This is a genomic window from Sporosarcina highlanderae (assembly GCF_030433715.1).
In the GTDB taxonomy this organism is placed as follows: Bacteria; Bacillota; Bacilli; order Bacillales_A; family Planococcaceae; genus Sporosarcina; species Sporosarcina highlanderae.
Genome location: NZ_JAROCC010000003.1, coordinates 80276 through 96791 on the forward strand (window position 1 = coordinate 80276; position 16516 = coordinate 96791).

Below are 16516 nucleotides of genomic sequence, written 5' to 3' on the forward strand. Positions count from 1 at the left end.
TTGGCACTCAACTTCCTTCTTGATTAGCCGATACAAAGGATAATGAATTTCTCATTCCAAGGAGGTTGGGAATATGGTTGGTCGCATCGGGGAGTCAAGTGGCGCACAACAGGTTGAAACGATTGTGGAAGATAGGGCACTAAAAGTGAATTCGAAAGTAGCCGAAGTTCAAGCGATAAATGCCCAAGAGCATGCAGCAGACAAAGAACAGCAGTTGCCAATCGAAAAAGCGCGACAAGTGACGGATAGCATAAATAAATTCCTTGAAAGTGCAAATACACAGCTACGCTTTAAGCTACATGACAAATTAAACGAATACTACGTCGTAATTATTGATCAGAAAACAGACGAAGTCGTCCGAGAAATTCCATCAAAAAAACTAATGGATACATACGCATCAATGAAGGAATTTGTCGGAGTACTCATCGACCGAAAAATCTGAGGAGGTTGTAAAAAACTATGCGAATTAGCGGATTGGCAACAGGCATGGATACGGAACAAATCATTAAAGACATGATGAAAGCCCACCGCCTTCCACTCGAGAAAATCACCCAGAAGAAGCAGTACTTGGAATGGCAGATGGATGATTATCGAAGTGTGAACAGGAATATAACGGACCTTAAATATAAAGTAACCGATACAATGGGCCGCCAGCAGACTTTTATGCAGAAGACGGTTAATATATCGAATCCCGGTGCGGTTGGGATTAAAGCAACTAATGCTACTGGTGAATTTTCAGGTTCTATTAAAGTAGACAAATTGGCAACTCAGGCCAGTTTACAAAGTGGAGCTCTGGAGGAGAATATGTCACCAGCACAGGTTGATTCCAAAAAACTTTCTGAATTAGGGGTTTCACTTACAGCAGATGAAAAAGTTACGATAACAGCACCAAATGGAAAAGTAACAGAGATTACTGTCACGGCGGAAGACACTTTAGGTTCTTTTTTACAAAAAATCAATAAGGCACCAAACTCAAGTATTACAGCTTTTTATGATGCACATACAGGTAAAATTGCTATGACAGCAAAAGATAGCGGTGAAGGGAATATTACTATCAGTTCCGGCAACGTTGCTAATAGTCTTAAATTAAGTGGTACGGAAGCTAAGTCTACCGCGGGTAATAACGCAGAATTCGTATTTAATGGACTTACGACACAACGGTCATCCAACACCTTTACAATCAACGGCTTTGAAGTGAATCTAAAACAAGTTACTAATGAACCGGTTACATTCAGCTCCGCCCCGGACACAGACAAGATCGTAGAGTCCGTCGTGAAATTCGTCGATGACTATAATAAAATGATCGAAGAATTAAATGAGAAAATTCGCGAGCCAAGATATCGGAACTTCCAACCTCTTTCGGATGAACAGAAGAAGGATATGAAGGAAAAAGAAATTGAGCTTTGGGAAGAGAAAGCGAAGAGCGGTACGCTTCGGAATGATCCTACGATTGCAAGTCTGTTGACTAATTTAAGACAACTCATGAATGAACCGATTCAAACGTCTTCAGGAAAAGTAAGTTTAAAAGACCTGGGCATTGAGCCGATCAAGGACTTTAAAGAAAACGGTAAACTGTCAATCAATGAAGATGATTTAAGAAAAGCAATCACTGAAAATCCGAACCAAGTTTATGAACTGTTTGCAAAATCTGCTACCGATACAGACAAGGGTGGAATTGCTATTCAGTTCCGTAAAACTATGGATAATGTCAATGCAGTTATTTCGGAAAAGGCGGGCACATCCGGTTCGGTTAGCGATAATTTTGCCATGGGGCGTAGCATGAAATCTATGAACCAGCAAATCGATAGATTCGAAAACCGCCTAAAGATGTTAGAAGATCGTTATTGGAGGCAGTTTACCGCAATGGAACAAGCCATTCAACGTGCCAATGCCCAATCCGCAAACATGATGAATATGTTTGGTCAGTAATAAAATGGTAGGATAATGCACGCGACAGTGGGAAACCGTAAAAGGAGATAAAACCTATGGCAATTAATAATCCATATACAATGTATCAGAACAATTCAGTGAATACGTCGACGCCTGGTGAGTTAACGCTAATGTTATACAATGGATGCTTGAAATTCATTCATCAGGCAAAAAAAGCTTTAGAACAGGGGAATATTGAGGAAAAGAATACAGCGACGCAGAAGGCGCAAGCAATTGTGAACGAGTTAATGGTGACGCTGGATCGGTCTGTACCGATTTCGGAGAATATGATGACACTTTATGAATTTGTAAATCACCGTTTGCTTGAAGGAAATATTAAAAACGACGGTGCGATGTATAATGAGGCGGCTGAAATCATAACGGAGTTTCGCGATACGTGGAAGCAGGTCATTCAAATCAATCGTTCGAAGCAGTACGCGAATATGGACGGAATATGATCCGGCCTGCAATGATTCGATGGCAGGAAACTGCGCAGCAACTCCTGTCGTTGACTGGTCAAACTGATGAAGAAAATCGGGATGCGGTAATTGAGGAAATCAATCGGCTTTTGGATGAAAGAGATTTGTTACAGCAGGAAATTGCCGCTCCATTTACTTTTGATGAAGAGGAATTGGGAAAGCAACTTGTTGTTTTGGAGCAGCAAGTCGTGAAGGGACTTTCCTCATTTACAAAACAAATCCGTTCAGATATAACGGCAGCACAATCAAAGAAGGATCATATGAAAAGTTACGTCAACCCTTATGCAAATGTCGCAAGGGACGGAACATTTTACGATACGAAGCGATGAAGAGCTGATCAGTACATACTGATTGGCTTTTTTTTGATAGCAGCGACTTGCGGGTAGACTATCCAGATTTGCGGGGACACCAACGACTTGCGGACACTCCCTAAAAACACCAATACACTCCAAAACTCCTGTTTTCCATCTGTAACTATTTCACTATTCATGGTACATTGAAAATAAGAGAATGAGGTTAACGGTAACTTAAAGGGGGAATGGAGAAATGGGGGCAGGAAATGTGAAGATGCTGATGCGTGAGCAATTTTCGAAGAAAAATTTCATTTTATTCGTCACGCTTGGTGGTTCAAGTTTAATAGGTGCACTTTATTATTATTTTACCGGGCAGGATGCACTGAAAACGTTCAGCATGACAATCCCGCTAATGACGTCAATTATCGTCTTTCTTTTATCGAAAAAAGTCTTGTTTTTTGAGAAGGTCTTTCCGTGGATTATCATTGGAATCACGGCATTTGCAACGATTTTCAATGGTGTGGTCGGTGATCCGTCCATCGTAACTGCCGGGATTGCATTTTTCATTGCAGGAATTGCCAGTGTACATGTATCCATCCGAATCATGACGTATGGTTTTGCTCTATCGATCGCTGTAATGATTGTGTTTTTAACGAACTATCCGTATCAGGAAACAATCGCGTCAAGCAAAGGCAGTTTGATGTTGCCACTTATTTTGTTAGCGGTTGGACTTTTGATTCAAATTATGCAAACTCAAAAGCTTGAGGAGCAAGTGAATTTATTTACAGTTGAGCAGGAAAAACGTGCAAAAGAGGAAGAACAGAAGCATCAAACTCTTAATGAAAACGTCGAGAAAGTGGCGGATGATTTAGTGTCGATTGCACATACTGCAAAACGGCATTGGAGCTCCCAAAAGGAATTATTGGAAATTATGGATGACATCGCGGCTAGTGTTGAACGGGAAGCTGAACAGATCAGCAGGATTGCGCAAAATACAGAGCGCGTGCAAAATGATGTGGCGAATATGCAGGTTGAAACGCAGTCGATGTTTAAAGATGCTGCAGATTTACGCTCCGAGTCGGATGAAGTTGTCAGCAGGATGCGTAGCGTACGTAAAGGTATGGAAGAAGTGGAACAGCTGTTGAATGAATTGAATGGGTCATTCGGTTTACTTTCACAAAATATCGAAAAAACGAATGCGTTGGCTAAATCGATTGCGTCCATTACCGAACAGACGAATTTATTGGCATTGAACGCATCTATTGAAGCGGCTCGTGCCGGGGAACACGGTCGAGGGTTCGCTGTCGTAGCCGAAGAAATAAGGAAACTCGCACAAACAACAGCCGAAACGCTCAATCAAATCAATAGCAACCTGAACGATGTTAATAAGATGAATAGCCAATCCCGAAAAAATTTAACAGCAAGCACCGATAAATTAAAGACCCAAGGCCTGATAACGATCGAAGCGGAAACGAAAATCGAGGACATGCATCAAACATTAGGTCTTTTGCATGAGAATCTTTTGGCGTTTGATACGAAAACTAAGATGATTTCCATTGATACTTCAGAAATCGGAAGCACGACTGGAACATTTGCCGATTTACTTGCACAATCAAGTGCTTCGCTTGAAGAAGTCAATGCCACAGTGCATACGACAGTTGCCGATAATGAACAAATCGTTCTCACGCTTGAAGGAACGATGAAGAGGACAAAGGAGTTGGCTGAAAGTCGATAAAAATCAGTACATTTGGTATAATGGATTTTAAGGAAAGGAAATGGGACGAGGTGGGGAAATGCAATACAAACGGCATGAATATTTTAGGCATTCATTCGACCAACCCCTATCAGCAACATTTCGAATCTTAGTCGAGGGATCATCGAATGAATCCAATCCAGGCAATTGCATGCTTTTGGATATCAGTGCGAATGGCACCAAACTTGCATCAAATTTCGATATACCGATTGAAATCGGCCCCGTACATCTACGACTTAACTTTCAGCTTTACGAAGCGAATATTAACGTTGTCGGTGAAATAGTATGGAAAAAGAATACAGTGGATGGATTCCATTATGGCATCCACTTTAATGGGGATGCTTCCACTGAAAAGCTAATTATTGAAGAGCTGAAGCTTCGCAGGTGGTCGGAAATTAATTCAACGGGTGATAGTGAAGGCTGAAAACCTGAAAAGTGAAGTTTTTCGACACATTTCGACAAGATTTTAATTTTCCTTCAAATAAAAGAAGGATATTAAAATATAGATGTAGAAGTATATAGTATCGGTTAATCAAAGGAGGAGTTCATATGTTAGACTTTAACATCCGAGGGGAAAACCTAGAGGTAACTCCAGCAATTCGTGAGTACGTCGAGAAAAAGGTACTAAAACTCGAAAGATATTTCACAGAAGGCGCAAACGCAACCGCTAATGTCAACTTGAAGGTGTACAATGACAGACAGACAAAAGTGGAAATTACAATTCCTATGAAAAACTTGACACTACGTGCTGAAGAACGGCACGAAGACATGTACGCTGCAATCGACTTGATCGTTGACAAATTAGAACGTCAAATTCGAAAATACAAAACAAAAGTAAACCGTAAATTCCGTGAAAAAGAAGGTGTGGCAGCTTTCTTGCAATCCGTCGGAAAAGAGAAAAGCAACAATGAAGAGCCGATAAACGAAGACGCCGAGTTCCAAGTCGTCCGTACAAAACAATTCGACTTGAAACCGATGGACCAAGAGGAAGCCATTCTTCAGATGAACATGCTTGGTCATAACTTCTTCATCTTCACTGATTCTGAATCAGAGGACACTCATATCGTTTACAAACGAAAAGACGGGAAATACGGCTTGATCGAAACAAACTAAATTAACCAATCTCGACCCCCGGAGAAATCCGGGGGTCTTTTGATTATTTCACAGGAAACTTGATTACTTTGTGAAACGTCCTGGTGTATATAATGATGACTTGAACATGTTTTTTTAAATATAATTTACTATTAAATATGATTTAGTTGCTTGAAGTGGAAGGCGGCGACTCCTGCGGGAATAGCATGAGCTGAAGACCCCGCAACGGAGCGAAGCGCAGTGAGGAGACTGAAGCCATGCCCGCGGAAAGCGTCCGCCTGAAACGGAAAGCAACGGTCTGTAGATATAACTAATTAAAATAATCCCTTTACAAATCGTTCCGACTATTTGCACGGTGCTTTTTACAATGTTAAAATGAAGGGTGAACTTAATGAGGATGTGACCTAAATGCTTAGCGTATTGAATAAAATGTTTGATCCGAATAAAAGAGATTTAAAACGTCTAGAGAAGATCGCGGACAGCGTTGAATCGCATGCTACGGAAATGGAACAGCTTTCTGACGAACAATTAACAGCAAAAACGGCAGAATTCCAAGAGCGAGTTGCAAATGGCGAAACGCTTGAAGAAATCCAGCCCGAAGCATTTGCTGTCGTCCGTGAAGCGGCAAGACGTGTCCTTGGCTTGTATCCGTTCCGTGTGCAAATCATGGGTGCAGCAGCGTTGAATGAAGGAAATATCGCGGAGATGAAAACCGGGGAAGGTAAAACGTTGACTGCAACGCTCTCGGTTTACCTGAATGCACTTGAAGGAAAAGGCGTCCACGTCGTAACGGTGAACGAATACCTCGCAAGCCGTGACGCGACAGAAATGGGCGAGCTATTTGAATTCCTTGGTTTGACAGTAGGCTTGAACTTGAACAGCCTCTCGAAAGAGGAAAAGCGCGAAGCATATGCTGCAGACATTACGTATACGACGAATAATGAATTAGGATTCGACTATTTACGTGACAATATGGTTTTATATGATGAACATAAAGTTCAACGACCGCTACATTATGCGGTCATTGACGAGGTTGACTCGATTTTGGTCGATGAAGCGCGTACGCCTTTGATCATTTCGGGACAAGCGGCGAAATCGGCTGAGCTTTACCGATTGGCGAATCGTTTTGTTATGACGTTGAAAAAAGAAGAAGATTATTCCTATGATGAATCAACGAAGGGCGTTGTATTGACGGAATCCGGAGTTGACAAAGCAGAAAAATCTTTCGGCATTGATAACTTGTTCGACTTGAAACATGTTACATTGAACCATGCGATAAACCAATCATTGAAAGCCCATGCAAGCATGCACATCGACGTTGATTATGTCGTACAAGAGGGCGAAGTGGTTATCGTCGATTCGTTCACAGGTCGTTTGATGAAAGGCCGTCGTTACAGCGATGGGTTGCATCAGGCAATCGAAGCGAAGGAAGGCTTGGAAGTCCAGAATGAAACGATGACGCTTGCGACAATCACATTCCAGAACTTCTTCAGAATGTACGACAAACTTTCCGGGATGACGGGTACTGCAAAAACGGAAGAGGAAGAGTTCCGTAACATTTACAATATGAATGTCATCGCTATTCCAACTAACCGACCAATTTTGCGTGACGACCGTCCGGACTTGATTTACGCATCGATGGATGGGAAATATAAGGCGGTTGCTGAGGATATTCGGGAGCGCCATAAAAAAGGGCAACCTGTTCTTGTCGGTACAGTTGCTATCGAAACGTCCGAGATCATCTCGAATTTCTTGAAAAAGTATGGCATTCCACATAATGTATTGAATGCGAAAAACCATGGTCGTGAAGCGGAAATTATATTGGAAGCGGGCCAAAAAGGCGCCGTTACAATTGCAACGAACATGGCGGGCCGTGGTACGGACATCAAGTTAGGCGAAGGCGTTCAAGACGTTGGCGGATTAGCTGTCATCGGTACAGAGCGACATGAATCCCGCCGTATTGACAACCAGCTTCGTGGACGTTCAGGTCGTCAAGGTGATCCTGGTGTGACTCAATTCTATCTTTCACTTGAGGATGAATTGATGCGCCGTTTCGGATCCGAGCAAATGAAGGGCATGATGACGAAGCTTGGTATGGACGATAAAACGCCTATCCAATCAAAAATGGTATCACGTTCTGTTGAATCTGCCCAAAAACGTGTTGAAGGGAATAACTTCGACTCTCGTAAACGTTTGCTTCAATATGACGATGTATTGCGTCAGCAACGTGAAATCATCTATAAAGAACGTAATGAAGTCCTTGCATCCGAAAATATTCGGGAAATACTTGAAGGCATGTTGGAGAATGTCATCGATCGAGCTGTTGCGATGCATGCTCCGGATGAAAAAGATGCAGAATGGAATTTGAAAGGCCTTGAAGATTTCCTTGGAGCAAACCTTTTACCGGAAGGTCGCTTAACCGCGGCTGAAATGGAAGGGAAATCCGCAGAGGAATTGAAAACTTTGATTCACGATGCGGTCATAGAACGATATAATGAGAAGGAAGCCGAAATGTCGGATGATCGCATGCGTGAGTTCGAGAAGGTCGTTCTTCTACGTGCAATCGACTCGAAGTGGACTGATCATATTGATGCAATGGACCAATTGCGTCACGGAATCCACTTACGCGCATACGGGCAAACGGATCCACTCCGCGAGTACCAGGCTGAAGGCTTCTCCATGTTTGAGGACATGGTAACAGCTATTGAAAATGACGCTTCAAAATATGTCATGAAAGCCGAAATCCGCAACAACTTAGAGCGTGAGGAAGTTGCAAAGGGTCAGGCTGTCAATCCGAAAGAGGATGGCGAAAAAGTGACGAAGAAGCCCGTCCGCCGTTCAGTCAACATCGGTCGTAACGACCCATGCCCTTGCGGCAGCGGTAAAAAGTACAAAAACTGCCATGGCAAAGGCTGACAACTTGGCATATAACATGTAGAATTAACTCCCATCAGTAGACGCGATAATGCGTTTGCTGATGGAAGTTTCATTTTTGGTTCCTTTCTAATTATTACATTGTTAATAAGGATTGAAGCGAAAGGCGGCGACTCCTGCGGGAAAAGCGTCAGCAGAAGACCCCGCAACGAAGCGAAGCGTAGTGAGGAGGCTGAAGCGACGCCCGCGGAAAGCGTCCGCCTGCAGCGGAAATCCGGTACCAAGATGAACCCATTTTATTTACTTTCAGGAGGAAACAACTATGATGGAATTATCCGATGTTCGTAATGAACTCGACAAAACAGCTAAGAAATTAGCGGACTTCAGGGGGTCTCTTTGACTTAGAAAACAAAGAGGCACGTATACAAGAACTTGACGAAATCATGCTTGAGCCAGGCTTCTGGGATAACCAGGACAACGCGCAAAAAGTCATTTCAGAATCCAATGCTTTGAAAGATACAGTCGGTGAATTCAACGAACTCAACGACTCACAGGAAAACCTCGAAATGACATTGGAATTGCTTCGTGAAGAAGCCGATGAAGAGTTACAGGAAGAGCTCTTTGCCGAACTGAAAGAATTCAAGAAAAAAATGGAAGACTTCGATCTACAAATGCTTTTGAGTGATGAATACGATAAAAGTAATGCTGTCCTCGAAATCCACTCAGGCGCAGGCGGAACGGAATCCCAGGACTGGGCATCCATGCTGCTGCGTATGTACACACGCTGGGCTGATGACCAAGGTTTCAAAGTCGAGACGCTTGATTATCAGGCAGGTGATGAAGCTGGTGTCAAATCGGTCACACTTTCGATTAAAGGACATAATGCATACGGCTATTTGAAAGCCGAAAAAGGCGTTCACCGCCTCGTTCGAATTTCTCCTTTTGATTCGTCAGGCAGACGTCATACGTCATTTTCATCTATAGAAGTCATGCCGGAATTTGACGGTGATGTTGATATTGACTTAAAAATGGAAGACGTCAAAGTCGACACATACCGTTCAAGCGGAGCGGGCGGGCAGCACGTCAACACGACTGATTCAGCAGTCCGTATGACGCATATCCCGACAGGTGCAATCGTTACCTGCCAAACGGAACGGTCGCAAATCAAAAACCGTGAACGCGCAATCAACTTGTTGAAAGCGAAAATTTATCAAATCAAACGCGAGGAAGAAGAAGCAAGACTTCTTGAAATCCGTGGAGAGCAAAAAGAAATCGGGTGGGGAAGCCAAATCCGTTCTTACGTTTTCCATCCATATTCCATGGTTAAAGATCACCGGACGAATGAAGAAACAGGAAACGTAGGAGCTGTTATGGACGGGGAAATTGATCTGTTCATCAATGCTTATTTACGTTCAAAAATTTCATAAATACAAAAAGCTGCACCAGCAATGGTGCGCTTTTTTTATGAGTTTAAAATTTTCGTTTATGTGTATAGTAATAGGTAAAGGCAAAAATTGAGCTGAAGAAAAACTTTCCAATTTGTCATTAATTTGATAAAAATGGACAGCTCACACGGGAGTTTACGATCCTGGTCCTTTGGTATACTAAGGAGTGTAGCACAGCAATTAATGACAGGAGGAAAAAAGATGAAGAACAAGCTTCTAACAGTTATATTTGGTGCAGTGCTTGTACTTGGCGCCTGTGGTGGAGGGAACAAAACAACCGACAAAGGCACGGGAACTACTGCCGGTGTAGACGCGGATAAAGTTTTCCAAGCCAGCTGCGCAAGCTGTCATGGTGGAAATCTTGAGGGGCGTGGAACAGCTCCATCGCTCGCGAATATCGGGTCCGAGCTTTCAGAAGCTGAAATCCACGATATTATCGAACACGGCCAAAATGGTATGCCTGGCGGTCTAATTAAAGGCGAAGAATTAGATGCTGTTGCAAAGTGGCTATCTGAAAAGAAATAATATGTAAAGTAACAAACGCAATGGGCGAACAATTGCCTGTTGCGTTTTTTTTATCTGTTTAAAACCTTCCAAAAAAAGAAAAATATTAACAATATGCATAATATGTGTTATTATGTCGAACCAAATGAAATAAATCTGTAATAATTGCAGTGCTTATGCATGTTATAATGTGGTTGTCAGGAAAAAAATAAGGAATACAATAATATTCAGGTGGTTTTTGCATGATTGTGATGAAAGATGTTTATAAAAAATACCCGAATGGCGTTGTTGCTGCAAATGGCATCAATGTCGAAATCGGTCGTGGCGAGTTTGTTTATGTAGTTGGGCCTAGCGGTGCGGGGAAATCGACGTTCATCAAAATGATGTACAGAGAGGAACGCCCGACAAAAGGTGACATAATCGTCAATGGCATTAATCTGGCGACACTAAGGAATAAACGGGTTCCTTATTTAAGACGGCAGATTGGTGTAGTTTTCCAAGACTTTAAACTACTTCCCAAATTGAATGTTTACGAGAATGTAGCATTTGCATTGGAAGTTATAGAGGAATCTCCTAAACAAATCCGTAAAAAAGTGAATGATGTATTAGCGCTTGTCGGATTGACGCAAAAGGCAAGAATGTTTCCGAATGAATTATCAGGTGGAGAGCAGCAACGGGTATCCATTGCACGTTCAATCGTCAATGTCCCGAAGGTCGTCATAGCGGATGAGCCTACTGGAAACCTCGATCCGGAAACTTCTTGGGAAATCATGAAGATCTTTGAACAAATTAATGCGCGGGGCACGACAATTGTCATGGCAACGCATAATAGGGAAATTGTAAATACGATTCGACACCGGGTCATCGTCGTCGATGGCGGGATGATCACGAGAGATGAATATGAAGGGGTTTACGGTTATGAAAGCTAGGACAATGGGGCGACATTTCAGGGAAAGCCTTAAAAGCCTCGGACGTAACAGCTGGATGACCTTCGCCTCTGTCAGCGCAGTAACGGTCACGCTTCTGTTAGTCGGGGTGTTCATCGTCATTATGATGAACTTGAACCAATTAGCGGATAATCTTGAGAATGACGTGGAAATAAAAGTAATTGCAGAACCTGCAGCAGACGCGGAAACGGTTAAACAGTTGGAAAAGGAAATCAAAGCGACCCCCGGAGTGGCAAGTGTTCTCTATGCTTCGCGGGATGAAGAGTTAGATAAGATGATCAAGTCCTTCGGGGATGAACTTAACTTATATAAGCAAAGCAACCCTTTAGGGGATGCATTTTACGTTAAAGCCGCAGACCCGCACAAAACTGCCGAGATTGCCATAAAAATTGATAAATATGCCAACACATATAAGGTCGTTTATGGGGAAGGAAAAGTCGAGAAGCTTTTCAATGTGCTCAATATGAGTAGGAACATCGGTATGGTGCTCATTCTTGCGTTATTGTTCACGGCAATGTTTTTAATTTCAAACACAATCCGTCTAACTATTGTAGCAAGAGGTCGGGAAATTGAGATTATGAAATTAGTAGGTGCAACAAATAGTTTTGTAAGAATTCCGTTCGTTTTGGAAGGAATTTGGCTTGGCGTTCTTGGGTCGATTATTCCGATGGCCGTCATTTCAATTTCGTATTACGAGCTGTATGAACAATGGGAACCAAGATTGCAAAACGAGCTATTCCAATTAATGAATGCTACACCGTTCATCTTCCAAGTAAATGGACTTCTTCTGTTTATGGGGATTTTTATCGGTATGTGGGGTAGTTTTATGTCTGTTCGTAAATTTCTCAGAGCCTAATAGATTGGGAATGTTGTTGTCTGGCAACAAAGCCATAAGGGGGAAAATGAAAATTTGATGAAGCGCAGATGGTTTTTGATTAGTATAATTGCGGTTTTCATGCTTACATCATTTGTAGGTGAAAACGGTGTTTTAGCAAGTAAACTAAATGAATTAAAGAAAGAACAAAAACAGAATGAAATCAAAAAGAATGACCTTAAATCCGATATCCAAAAGAAAGAAAGTGCTATTAAGGCGCTTGAAACTAAAATTGATGACTTTTTGAAACAAATTCTTTCATTGAATAAAGAAATTGAACAAACAAATGCCAATATGAACCGTGTCATCGACAGTATCAATAAAACGAACGATGAGATCGACGCATTAAAAGAATCAATCGCCGATCTGGAAAAGAAAATTGAAGAGCGTGATGTTGTTCTGCGTGAACGCGTTCGTGCGATGCAAATAAAGGGCAGTCATGTGAGTTATATCGATGTCCTACTTGGTGCAAATAGCTTCGCGGACTTCATAGACCGTTTTTCTGCGGTCACAACATTAATGGATGCCGATAGGGATATTATGCGGAAGCAGCAACAAGACATTGACCAACTTGAAACAGAAAAAGCGCTTGTTGAAAAGAAACTAGCAGAGTTGGAAGAAAGCAAAGCGAAGTTGGAAAAACTGAAAGCTTCTCTTGAAGCGCAGAAAAAAGAGAAAAGTAGATTGATAGATCAGTTAGAAGCGGAACAGGAAAAGCTTTCTCAAGAAAAGAAAGACCTCGAAGAAGAGTACCATGATACGATTGAAGTTGAGGCAGAACTTGAAAAAGCAGTTATCGCAGAACAGAAGCGCATCGCGGAATTAGCCCGTAAAGAGGAAGAGCGTCGACGTAAAGCAGCCGCGGCGGCTGCAGCTGCGAAGAAGCCGGGTACATTGCCAAACGTGTCCAGCGGTTTTTGGACAAGACCGGCAAACGGCAGAGTCTCCTCACACTTCGGATGGCGAGTGCATCCGATCTTCAAAACAAAACGTCAACATCGTGGGACCGACATCGCCAATTCAATTGGGACACCTGTCGTATCAGCAGCGGACGGAGTGGTCTCGTATGCAGGGCAGATGGGTGGTTATGGGAATGTCATCATGGTGACTCACTCATCGAATGGTAGCATTTTCACAACTGTCTACGGGCATTTATCGAAAATCAATGTTAGCGTTGGACAAGTTGTCGATAAAGGTACCCATATAGGTGCAATCGGGAACTCTGGGAATTCAACGGGCCCACATCTACATTTTGAAGTGCATGTAGGCAACTGGACAGCATCCGGTCCAAGTGCAGTGAATCCATTACGATATGTATCGTTTTGATTGAAATATAAACAGAAATCCGCCCTTTTCCGGGCGGATTTTTTTGTCTTAACTTCACAAATAGTTCCCTTTACTCCTTTAAAATAGAGGCAAGTTAGTCGCAATTCAATGAGATATCATATACCATAGGCGGTATATAACGTAAAGGAGCTTGCGGTATGCCTGTTACGAAACTTTTTTTGATAGGTAATTTGACGGTGCCATCCAACTGGATTGCGATCATTATTGCCTTTATAATTGCATATAGTGTTATTCGCCTGAGGCTTGGGAAAAAGCAAGCAACACTATTTAGTGATGCCATTTTTTATGTGATCATCATTTGGAAGCTATCGGTTATTTTAACCGACTTCAGCATCGTAATCAGGGCGCCTATTTCCATTGTTTATTTTAACGGGGGAATTTTTGGGTTCTGTCTTGGATTGGTTTTTGTTGCGGGTCGTATATGGTTTGAATGGATCAAGGGAAGAGTGGATGTGAAGTCCCTTGTTGCTTTATTCACAGGGGCCGTGACGATGCAGGCTGTATTTCAGGTGATGATGGTGTTGTTGAATAGAGGGAGTTTGGTTGCTGGAATTGGAACAGCGGTCATATTCATTGTAGTTGCAATTTTTGTGTGGATGAGCTTTGATGAAACCGGAAATCATATGATGATGACTGCTTTACTATTCATGGCGGCACATGTTTTTGTCGCTACGATTCAGCCGAAAGGGTTACTGAATCCACCACTATTAATTACGACAAGTATAGGACTATTTTTCATAGCAATTTTTAAATTGACAAGTGGTCAAACAGAACGGGGGAGCGAAATTGAATAAGAAAGTGATTGGGTATATCATCGCTGCGCTACTCATCGGATCGATGATCGTCATCATGGTTAATCAAAATATGAATAAGATTGAACCGATTGATACTTCCGGTGTTTTAGTTGAGACGGGAGCGGGGTCTGAAGTCGCAATGGAAGATGTCGGATTAAGGCAGGGGGACTTGCCTCCCGATTTCGAGTTGGTGACATTGAGCGGAGAAACAGTTAAGTTGTCTGATTTGAAGGGGAAGAAGGTCATCCTAAACTTTTGGGCTACTTGGTGTCCGCCGTGTAAAGCGGAAATGCCACATATGCAAAACTATTACCGTAATTCTGCGGAGGATGACAATGTGGAAATCCTTGCGGTCAATTTAACGACTGGTGAGCATCGTGGAGTGAAGGCTGTCCAGGAATTTGCGGATTCTTACGGATTGACATTTCCGATTCCATTGGACGAAACAGGAGTGGTCGGGGAATCCTATCAGGCATTCAGAATCCCGACAACCTATTTATTGAATACAGACGGTACAATTGCACAAGTTATTATCGGACCAATGGACGAGTCGATGATGGCAGGACTTGTCCGGGACCTTGATTGACAAAATACGGTTTTCTGTTGTCGTAATAGACCTTCACTGTTCATATAGTGGACTGAGGAGGGAAGTTATCGATGCGCAGAAGCCGTTTTTTTATGTTCGCAATACTGGCCGTGATAGCGACAGGTGTATTCTTGGTGTTGGACGGTTGTTCAGCGGATAAAAAAAGTGCGGACGTAGTAATGAAGGAAATGTTCCCGGTCATCAATGAGGCGTACAACATCATTCAAGAGAATGCGGTGTACCAGGTAGAAGGGGACAGGCTAATCGAAGGTGCTTTGCGAGGGATGGCAGATACAATCGGAGATCCGTATTCGACGTATCTGTCGGAAGAGGAAGCCGCCTCACATCGGGAGTCGTTGGCTGGTGAAAAGGTAGGAATCGGAGCTGAAATTACACGGTCAGGCGGAAAGTATATCATCGTTGCGCCAGTTAAGGGGTCGCCTGCAGAAAAAGCAGGTCTGCAGCCTTATGACGAAATTGTGCGTATTAACGGCGAAGCTTTAGGTGGAATGACGCTTCAGGATGTCGTCAGGAAAATCAAGGGCAAGGAAGGGACGACGGTGGGATTGACGATCTATCGGCCGGACTTGGGTAAGCATCTTGAATTGAAAGTATTGCGGGATGTAATTCCGGTAAAGACCGTTTCAGCAGAGTTAATGGAAGAAAGGGGCAAGAAATTCGGTTACATAGCATTGACAATGTTTGGTGATGAGACGGCTGATGAATGGAAAAAAGCGACGGATGAAATGATCACTAACGGTGCAGAGGCTTTGATCATTGATGTTAGAGGCAATCCTGGTGGCTATTTACGTACAGTTGCCAAAGTAGCGGGAAGTTTACTGCCGGAGGATTCAATCTTTGCTTATATGCAGAACGCCCAAGGACAGCTGACGCCACTTGTTGTCGAACCGTCTGAAAAGTTCTCCTTTGACAAAAAACTGAAAAAAATACCGGTTGTTCTGCTGCAAGACAAAGGCAGTGCATCGGCCAGTGAAGTTTTGAGTGGGGCCTTGAAGGATTTACGCCGTGGCTTCATTATCGGTCAGGTGAGTTTTGGAAAAGGAACCGTACAGGACACGATGGAACTGTCAAATGGCGGTGAGATGAAACTGACTACCCATAAATGGTTGACACCGAAAGAAACATGGATACATGGTAAAGGTGTCAAAGTCGACCTTGAATCTGAACAAGATAAATTATTCACAGAACATATCCGGTTCTCTACGGATGTATATGCGGAAGGCGATTACCATGAGGACATTTCATATGCTCAAAAAATTTTAGGAGGACTTGGTTATTCGGTTGGCAGGGAAGATGGCTTCTATGATGAATCCACAGCCCTCGCAGTGCACGCATTTCGTGTGGATTCCAAAATTCCGACAGAAAATACAATGGATCGAAAATTCTTTGCCTCTCTGAGGGAAAGGGTGGAAAAACATCGTAAAGATAAAGCGAATGATATCCAACTGCAGGTTGCTATTGGGTATGTCCATCATATATTAAGTAATTAATTAACAGAAGGGCCTATTGTTTTTAACAAGGGCCTTTTTGTTGTTAGGCTCGTAGATTCAGAGAAAATTTTTGACCTTCCTACACGCA

General features: G+C 42.7%; 16 protein-coding genes. All 16 read left to right on the forward strand.

Annotation, left to right across the window (positions count from 1 at the left end; translation table 11 throughout):
- Positions 1–73: 73 nt before the first annotated feature.
- The 16 genes from flaG to P5G49_RS05020 all read left to right on the forward strand — a co-directional run bounded on the left by flaG (position 74) and on the right by P5G49_RS05020 (position 16428).
- Positions 74–442, forward strand: a complete 369-nt coding sequence (flaG, locus tag P5G49_RS04945; protein WP_301242376.1) for a flagellar protein FlaG — start codon at positions 74–76, stop codon at positions 440–442.
- Positions 443–459: 17 nt separating this feature from the next.
- Positions 460–1929: a flagellar hook-associated protein 2 gene (locus P5G49_RS04950; RefSeq protein ID WP_301242377.1), complete on the forward strand. Its 1470-nt coding sequence runs from the start codon at positions 460–462 to the stop codon at positions 1927–1929.
- A 56-nt stretch (positions 1930–1985) separates the two neighbouring features.
- Positions 1986–2387, forward strand: a complete 402-nt coding sequence (gene fliS / locus P5G49_RS04955) for a flagellar export chaperone FliS (RefSeq protein WP_301242378.1) — start codon at positions 1986–1988, stop codon at positions 2385–2387.
- The gene (gene fliT, locus P5G49_RS04960) at positions 2327–2737 is read left to right on the forward strand and encodes a flagellar protein FliT (protein WP_301242379.1); all 411 of its coding nucleotides are present in this window, start codon (positions 2327–2329) and stop codon (positions 2735–2737) included. The genes fliS and fliT overlap by 61 nt, the downstream gene beginning before the upstream one ends.
- Before the next feature lie 217 nt (positions 2738–2954).
- Positions 2955–4436, forward strand: coding sequence for a methyl-accepting chemotaxis protein (locus P5G49_RS04965; protein WP_301242380.1), 1482 nt, complete (start codon positions 2955–2957; stop codon positions 4434–4436).
- 58 nt (positions 4437–4494) lie between these two features.
- Positions 4495–4878, forward strand: a complete 384-nt coding sequence (locus tag P5G49_RS04970) for a PilZ domain-containing protein (protein WP_301242381.1) — start codon at positions 4495–4497, stop codon at positions 4876–4878.
- Positions 4879–5003: 125 nt separating this feature from the next.
- Positions 5004–5567 (forward strand): ribosome hibernation-promoting factor, HPF/YfiA family, encoded by a 564-nt coding sequence (hpf, locus tag P5G49_RS04975; RefSeq protein WP_301242382.1) that lies wholly within the window; start codon positions 5004–5006, stop codon positions 5565–5567.
- Positions 5568–5954: 387 nt separating this feature from the next.
- Positions 5955–8462: a preprotein translocase subunit SecA gene (gene secA, locus P5G49_RS04980; protein WP_301242383.1), complete on the forward strand. Its 2508-nt coding sequence runs from the start codon at positions 5955–5957 to the stop codon at positions 8460–8462.
- 283 nt (positions 8463–8745) lie between these two features.
- Positions 8746–9847 (forward strand): peptide chain release factor 2 gene (prfB, locus tag P5G49_RS04985; protein WP_301242575.1). Its coding sequence is split into 2 segments (ribosomal slippage): positions 8746–8817 and positions 8819–9847, totalling 1101 coding nucleotides; the frame shifts between segments, so codons are not numbered across the junction.
- A gap of 219 nt (positions 9848–10066) precedes the next feature.
- Positions 10067–10390 carry a cytochrome c551 gene (gene cccB, locus P5G49_RS04990; RefSeq protein WP_301242384.1) on the forward strand — a complete coding sequence of 108 codons (324 nt, stop codon included), beginning with the start codon at positions 10067–10069 and terminating at the stop codon, positions 10388–10390.
- 221 nt (positions 10391–10611) lie between these two features.
- A complete protein-coding gene (ftsE, locus tag P5G49_RS04995) occupies positions 10612–11298 on the forward strand; it encodes a cell division ATP-binding protein FtsE (RefSeq protein ID WP_301242385.1) in 687 nt (228 codons plus the stop codon).
- Positions 11288–12172 carry a permease-like cell division protein FtsX gene (gene ftsX / locus P5G49_RS05000; protein ID WP_301242386.1) on the forward strand — a complete coding sequence of 295 codons (885 nt, stop codon included), beginning with the start codon at positions 11288–11290 and terminating at the stop codon, positions 12170–12172. Before ftsE ends, ftsX begins: the two co-directional genes overlap by 11 nt.
- Before the next feature lie 57 nt (positions 12173–12229).
- Positions 12230–13516 (forward strand): murein hydrolase activator EnvC family protein, encoded by a 1287-nt coding sequence (locus P5G49_RS05005; protein ID WP_301242576.1) that lies wholly within the window; start codon positions 12230–12232, stop codon positions 13514–13516.
- A gap of 158 nt (positions 13517–13674) precedes the next feature.
- A complete protein-coding gene (locus P5G49_RS05010) occupies positions 13675–14331 on the forward strand; it encodes a hypothetical protein (RefSeq protein WP_301242387.1) in 657 nt (218 codons plus the stop codon).
- Entirely contained in the window at positions 14324–14917 is a 594-nt protein-coding gene (locus P5G49_RS05015) for a redoxin domain-containing protein (protein WP_301242388.1), read from the forward strand. Before P5G49_RS05010 ends, P5G49_RS05015 begins: the two co-directional genes overlap by 8 nt.
- 71 nt (positions 14918–14988) lie before the next feature.
- Positions 14989–16428: a S41 family peptidase gene (locus P5G49_RS05020; protein WP_301242389.1), complete on the forward strand. Its 1440-nt coding sequence runs from the start codon at positions 14989–14991 to the stop codon at positions 16426–16428.
- The last annotated feature ends 88 nt before the right edge of the window (positions 16429–16516 follow it).

What these genes read in the sequence shown, in the direction of transcription:
- cccB (WP_301242384.1), top strand. Translation starts at nt 10,067, where the DNA reads ATGAAGAACAAGCTTCTAACAGTTATATTTGGTGCAGTGCTTGTACTT.
- ftsE (WP_301242385.1), top strand. Translation starts at nt 10,612, where the DNA reads ATGATTGTGATGAAAGATGTTTATAAAAAATACCCGAATGGCGTTGTT.
- P5G49_RS04965 (WP_301242380.1), top strand. Translation starts at nt 2,955, where the DNA reads ATGGGGGCAGGAAATGTGAAGATGCTGATGCGTGAGCAATTTTCGAAG.
- fliS (WP_301242378.1), top strand. Translation starts at nt 1,986, where the DNA reads ATGGCAATTAATAATCCATATACAATGTATCAGAACAATTCAGTGAAT.
- P5G49_RS04950 (WP_301242377.1), top strand. Translation starts at nt 460, where the DNA reads ATGCGAATTAGCGGATTGGCAACAGGCATGGATACGGAACAAATCATT.
- flaG (WP_301242376.1), top strand. Translation starts at nt 74, where the DNA reads ATGGTTGGTCGCATCGGGGAGTCAAGTGGCGCACAACAGGTTGAAACG.
- P5G49_RS05005 (WP_301242576.1), top strand. Translation starts at nt 12,230, where the DNA reads ATGAAGCGCAGATGGTTTTTGATTAGTATAATTGCGGTTTTCATGCTT.
- P5G49_RS05010 (WP_301242387.1), top strand. Translation starts at nt 13,675, where the DNA reads ATGCCTGTTACGAAACTTTTTTTGATAGGTAATTTGACGGTGCCATCC.
- secA (WP_301242383.1), top strand. Translation starts at nt 5,955, where the DNA reads ATGCTTAGCGTATTGAATAAAATGTTTGATCCGAATAAAAGAGATTTA.
- ftsX (WP_301242386.1), top strand. Translation starts at nt 11,288, where the DNA reads ATGAAAGCTAGGACAATGGGGCGACATTTCAGGGAAAGCCTTAAAAGC.
- hpf (WP_301242382.1), top strand. Translation starts at nt 5,004, where the DNA reads ATGTTAGACTTTAACATCCGAGGGGAAAACCTAGAGGTAACTCCAGCA.
- P5G49_RS05020 (WP_301242389.1), top strand. Translation starts at nt 14,989, where the DNA reads ATGCGCAGAAGCCGTTTTTTTATGTTCGCAATACTGGCCGTGATAGCG.
- P5G49_RS04970 (WP_301242381.1), top strand. Translation starts at nt 4,495, where the DNA reads ATGCAATACAAACGGCATGAATATTTTAGGCATTCATTCGACCAACCC.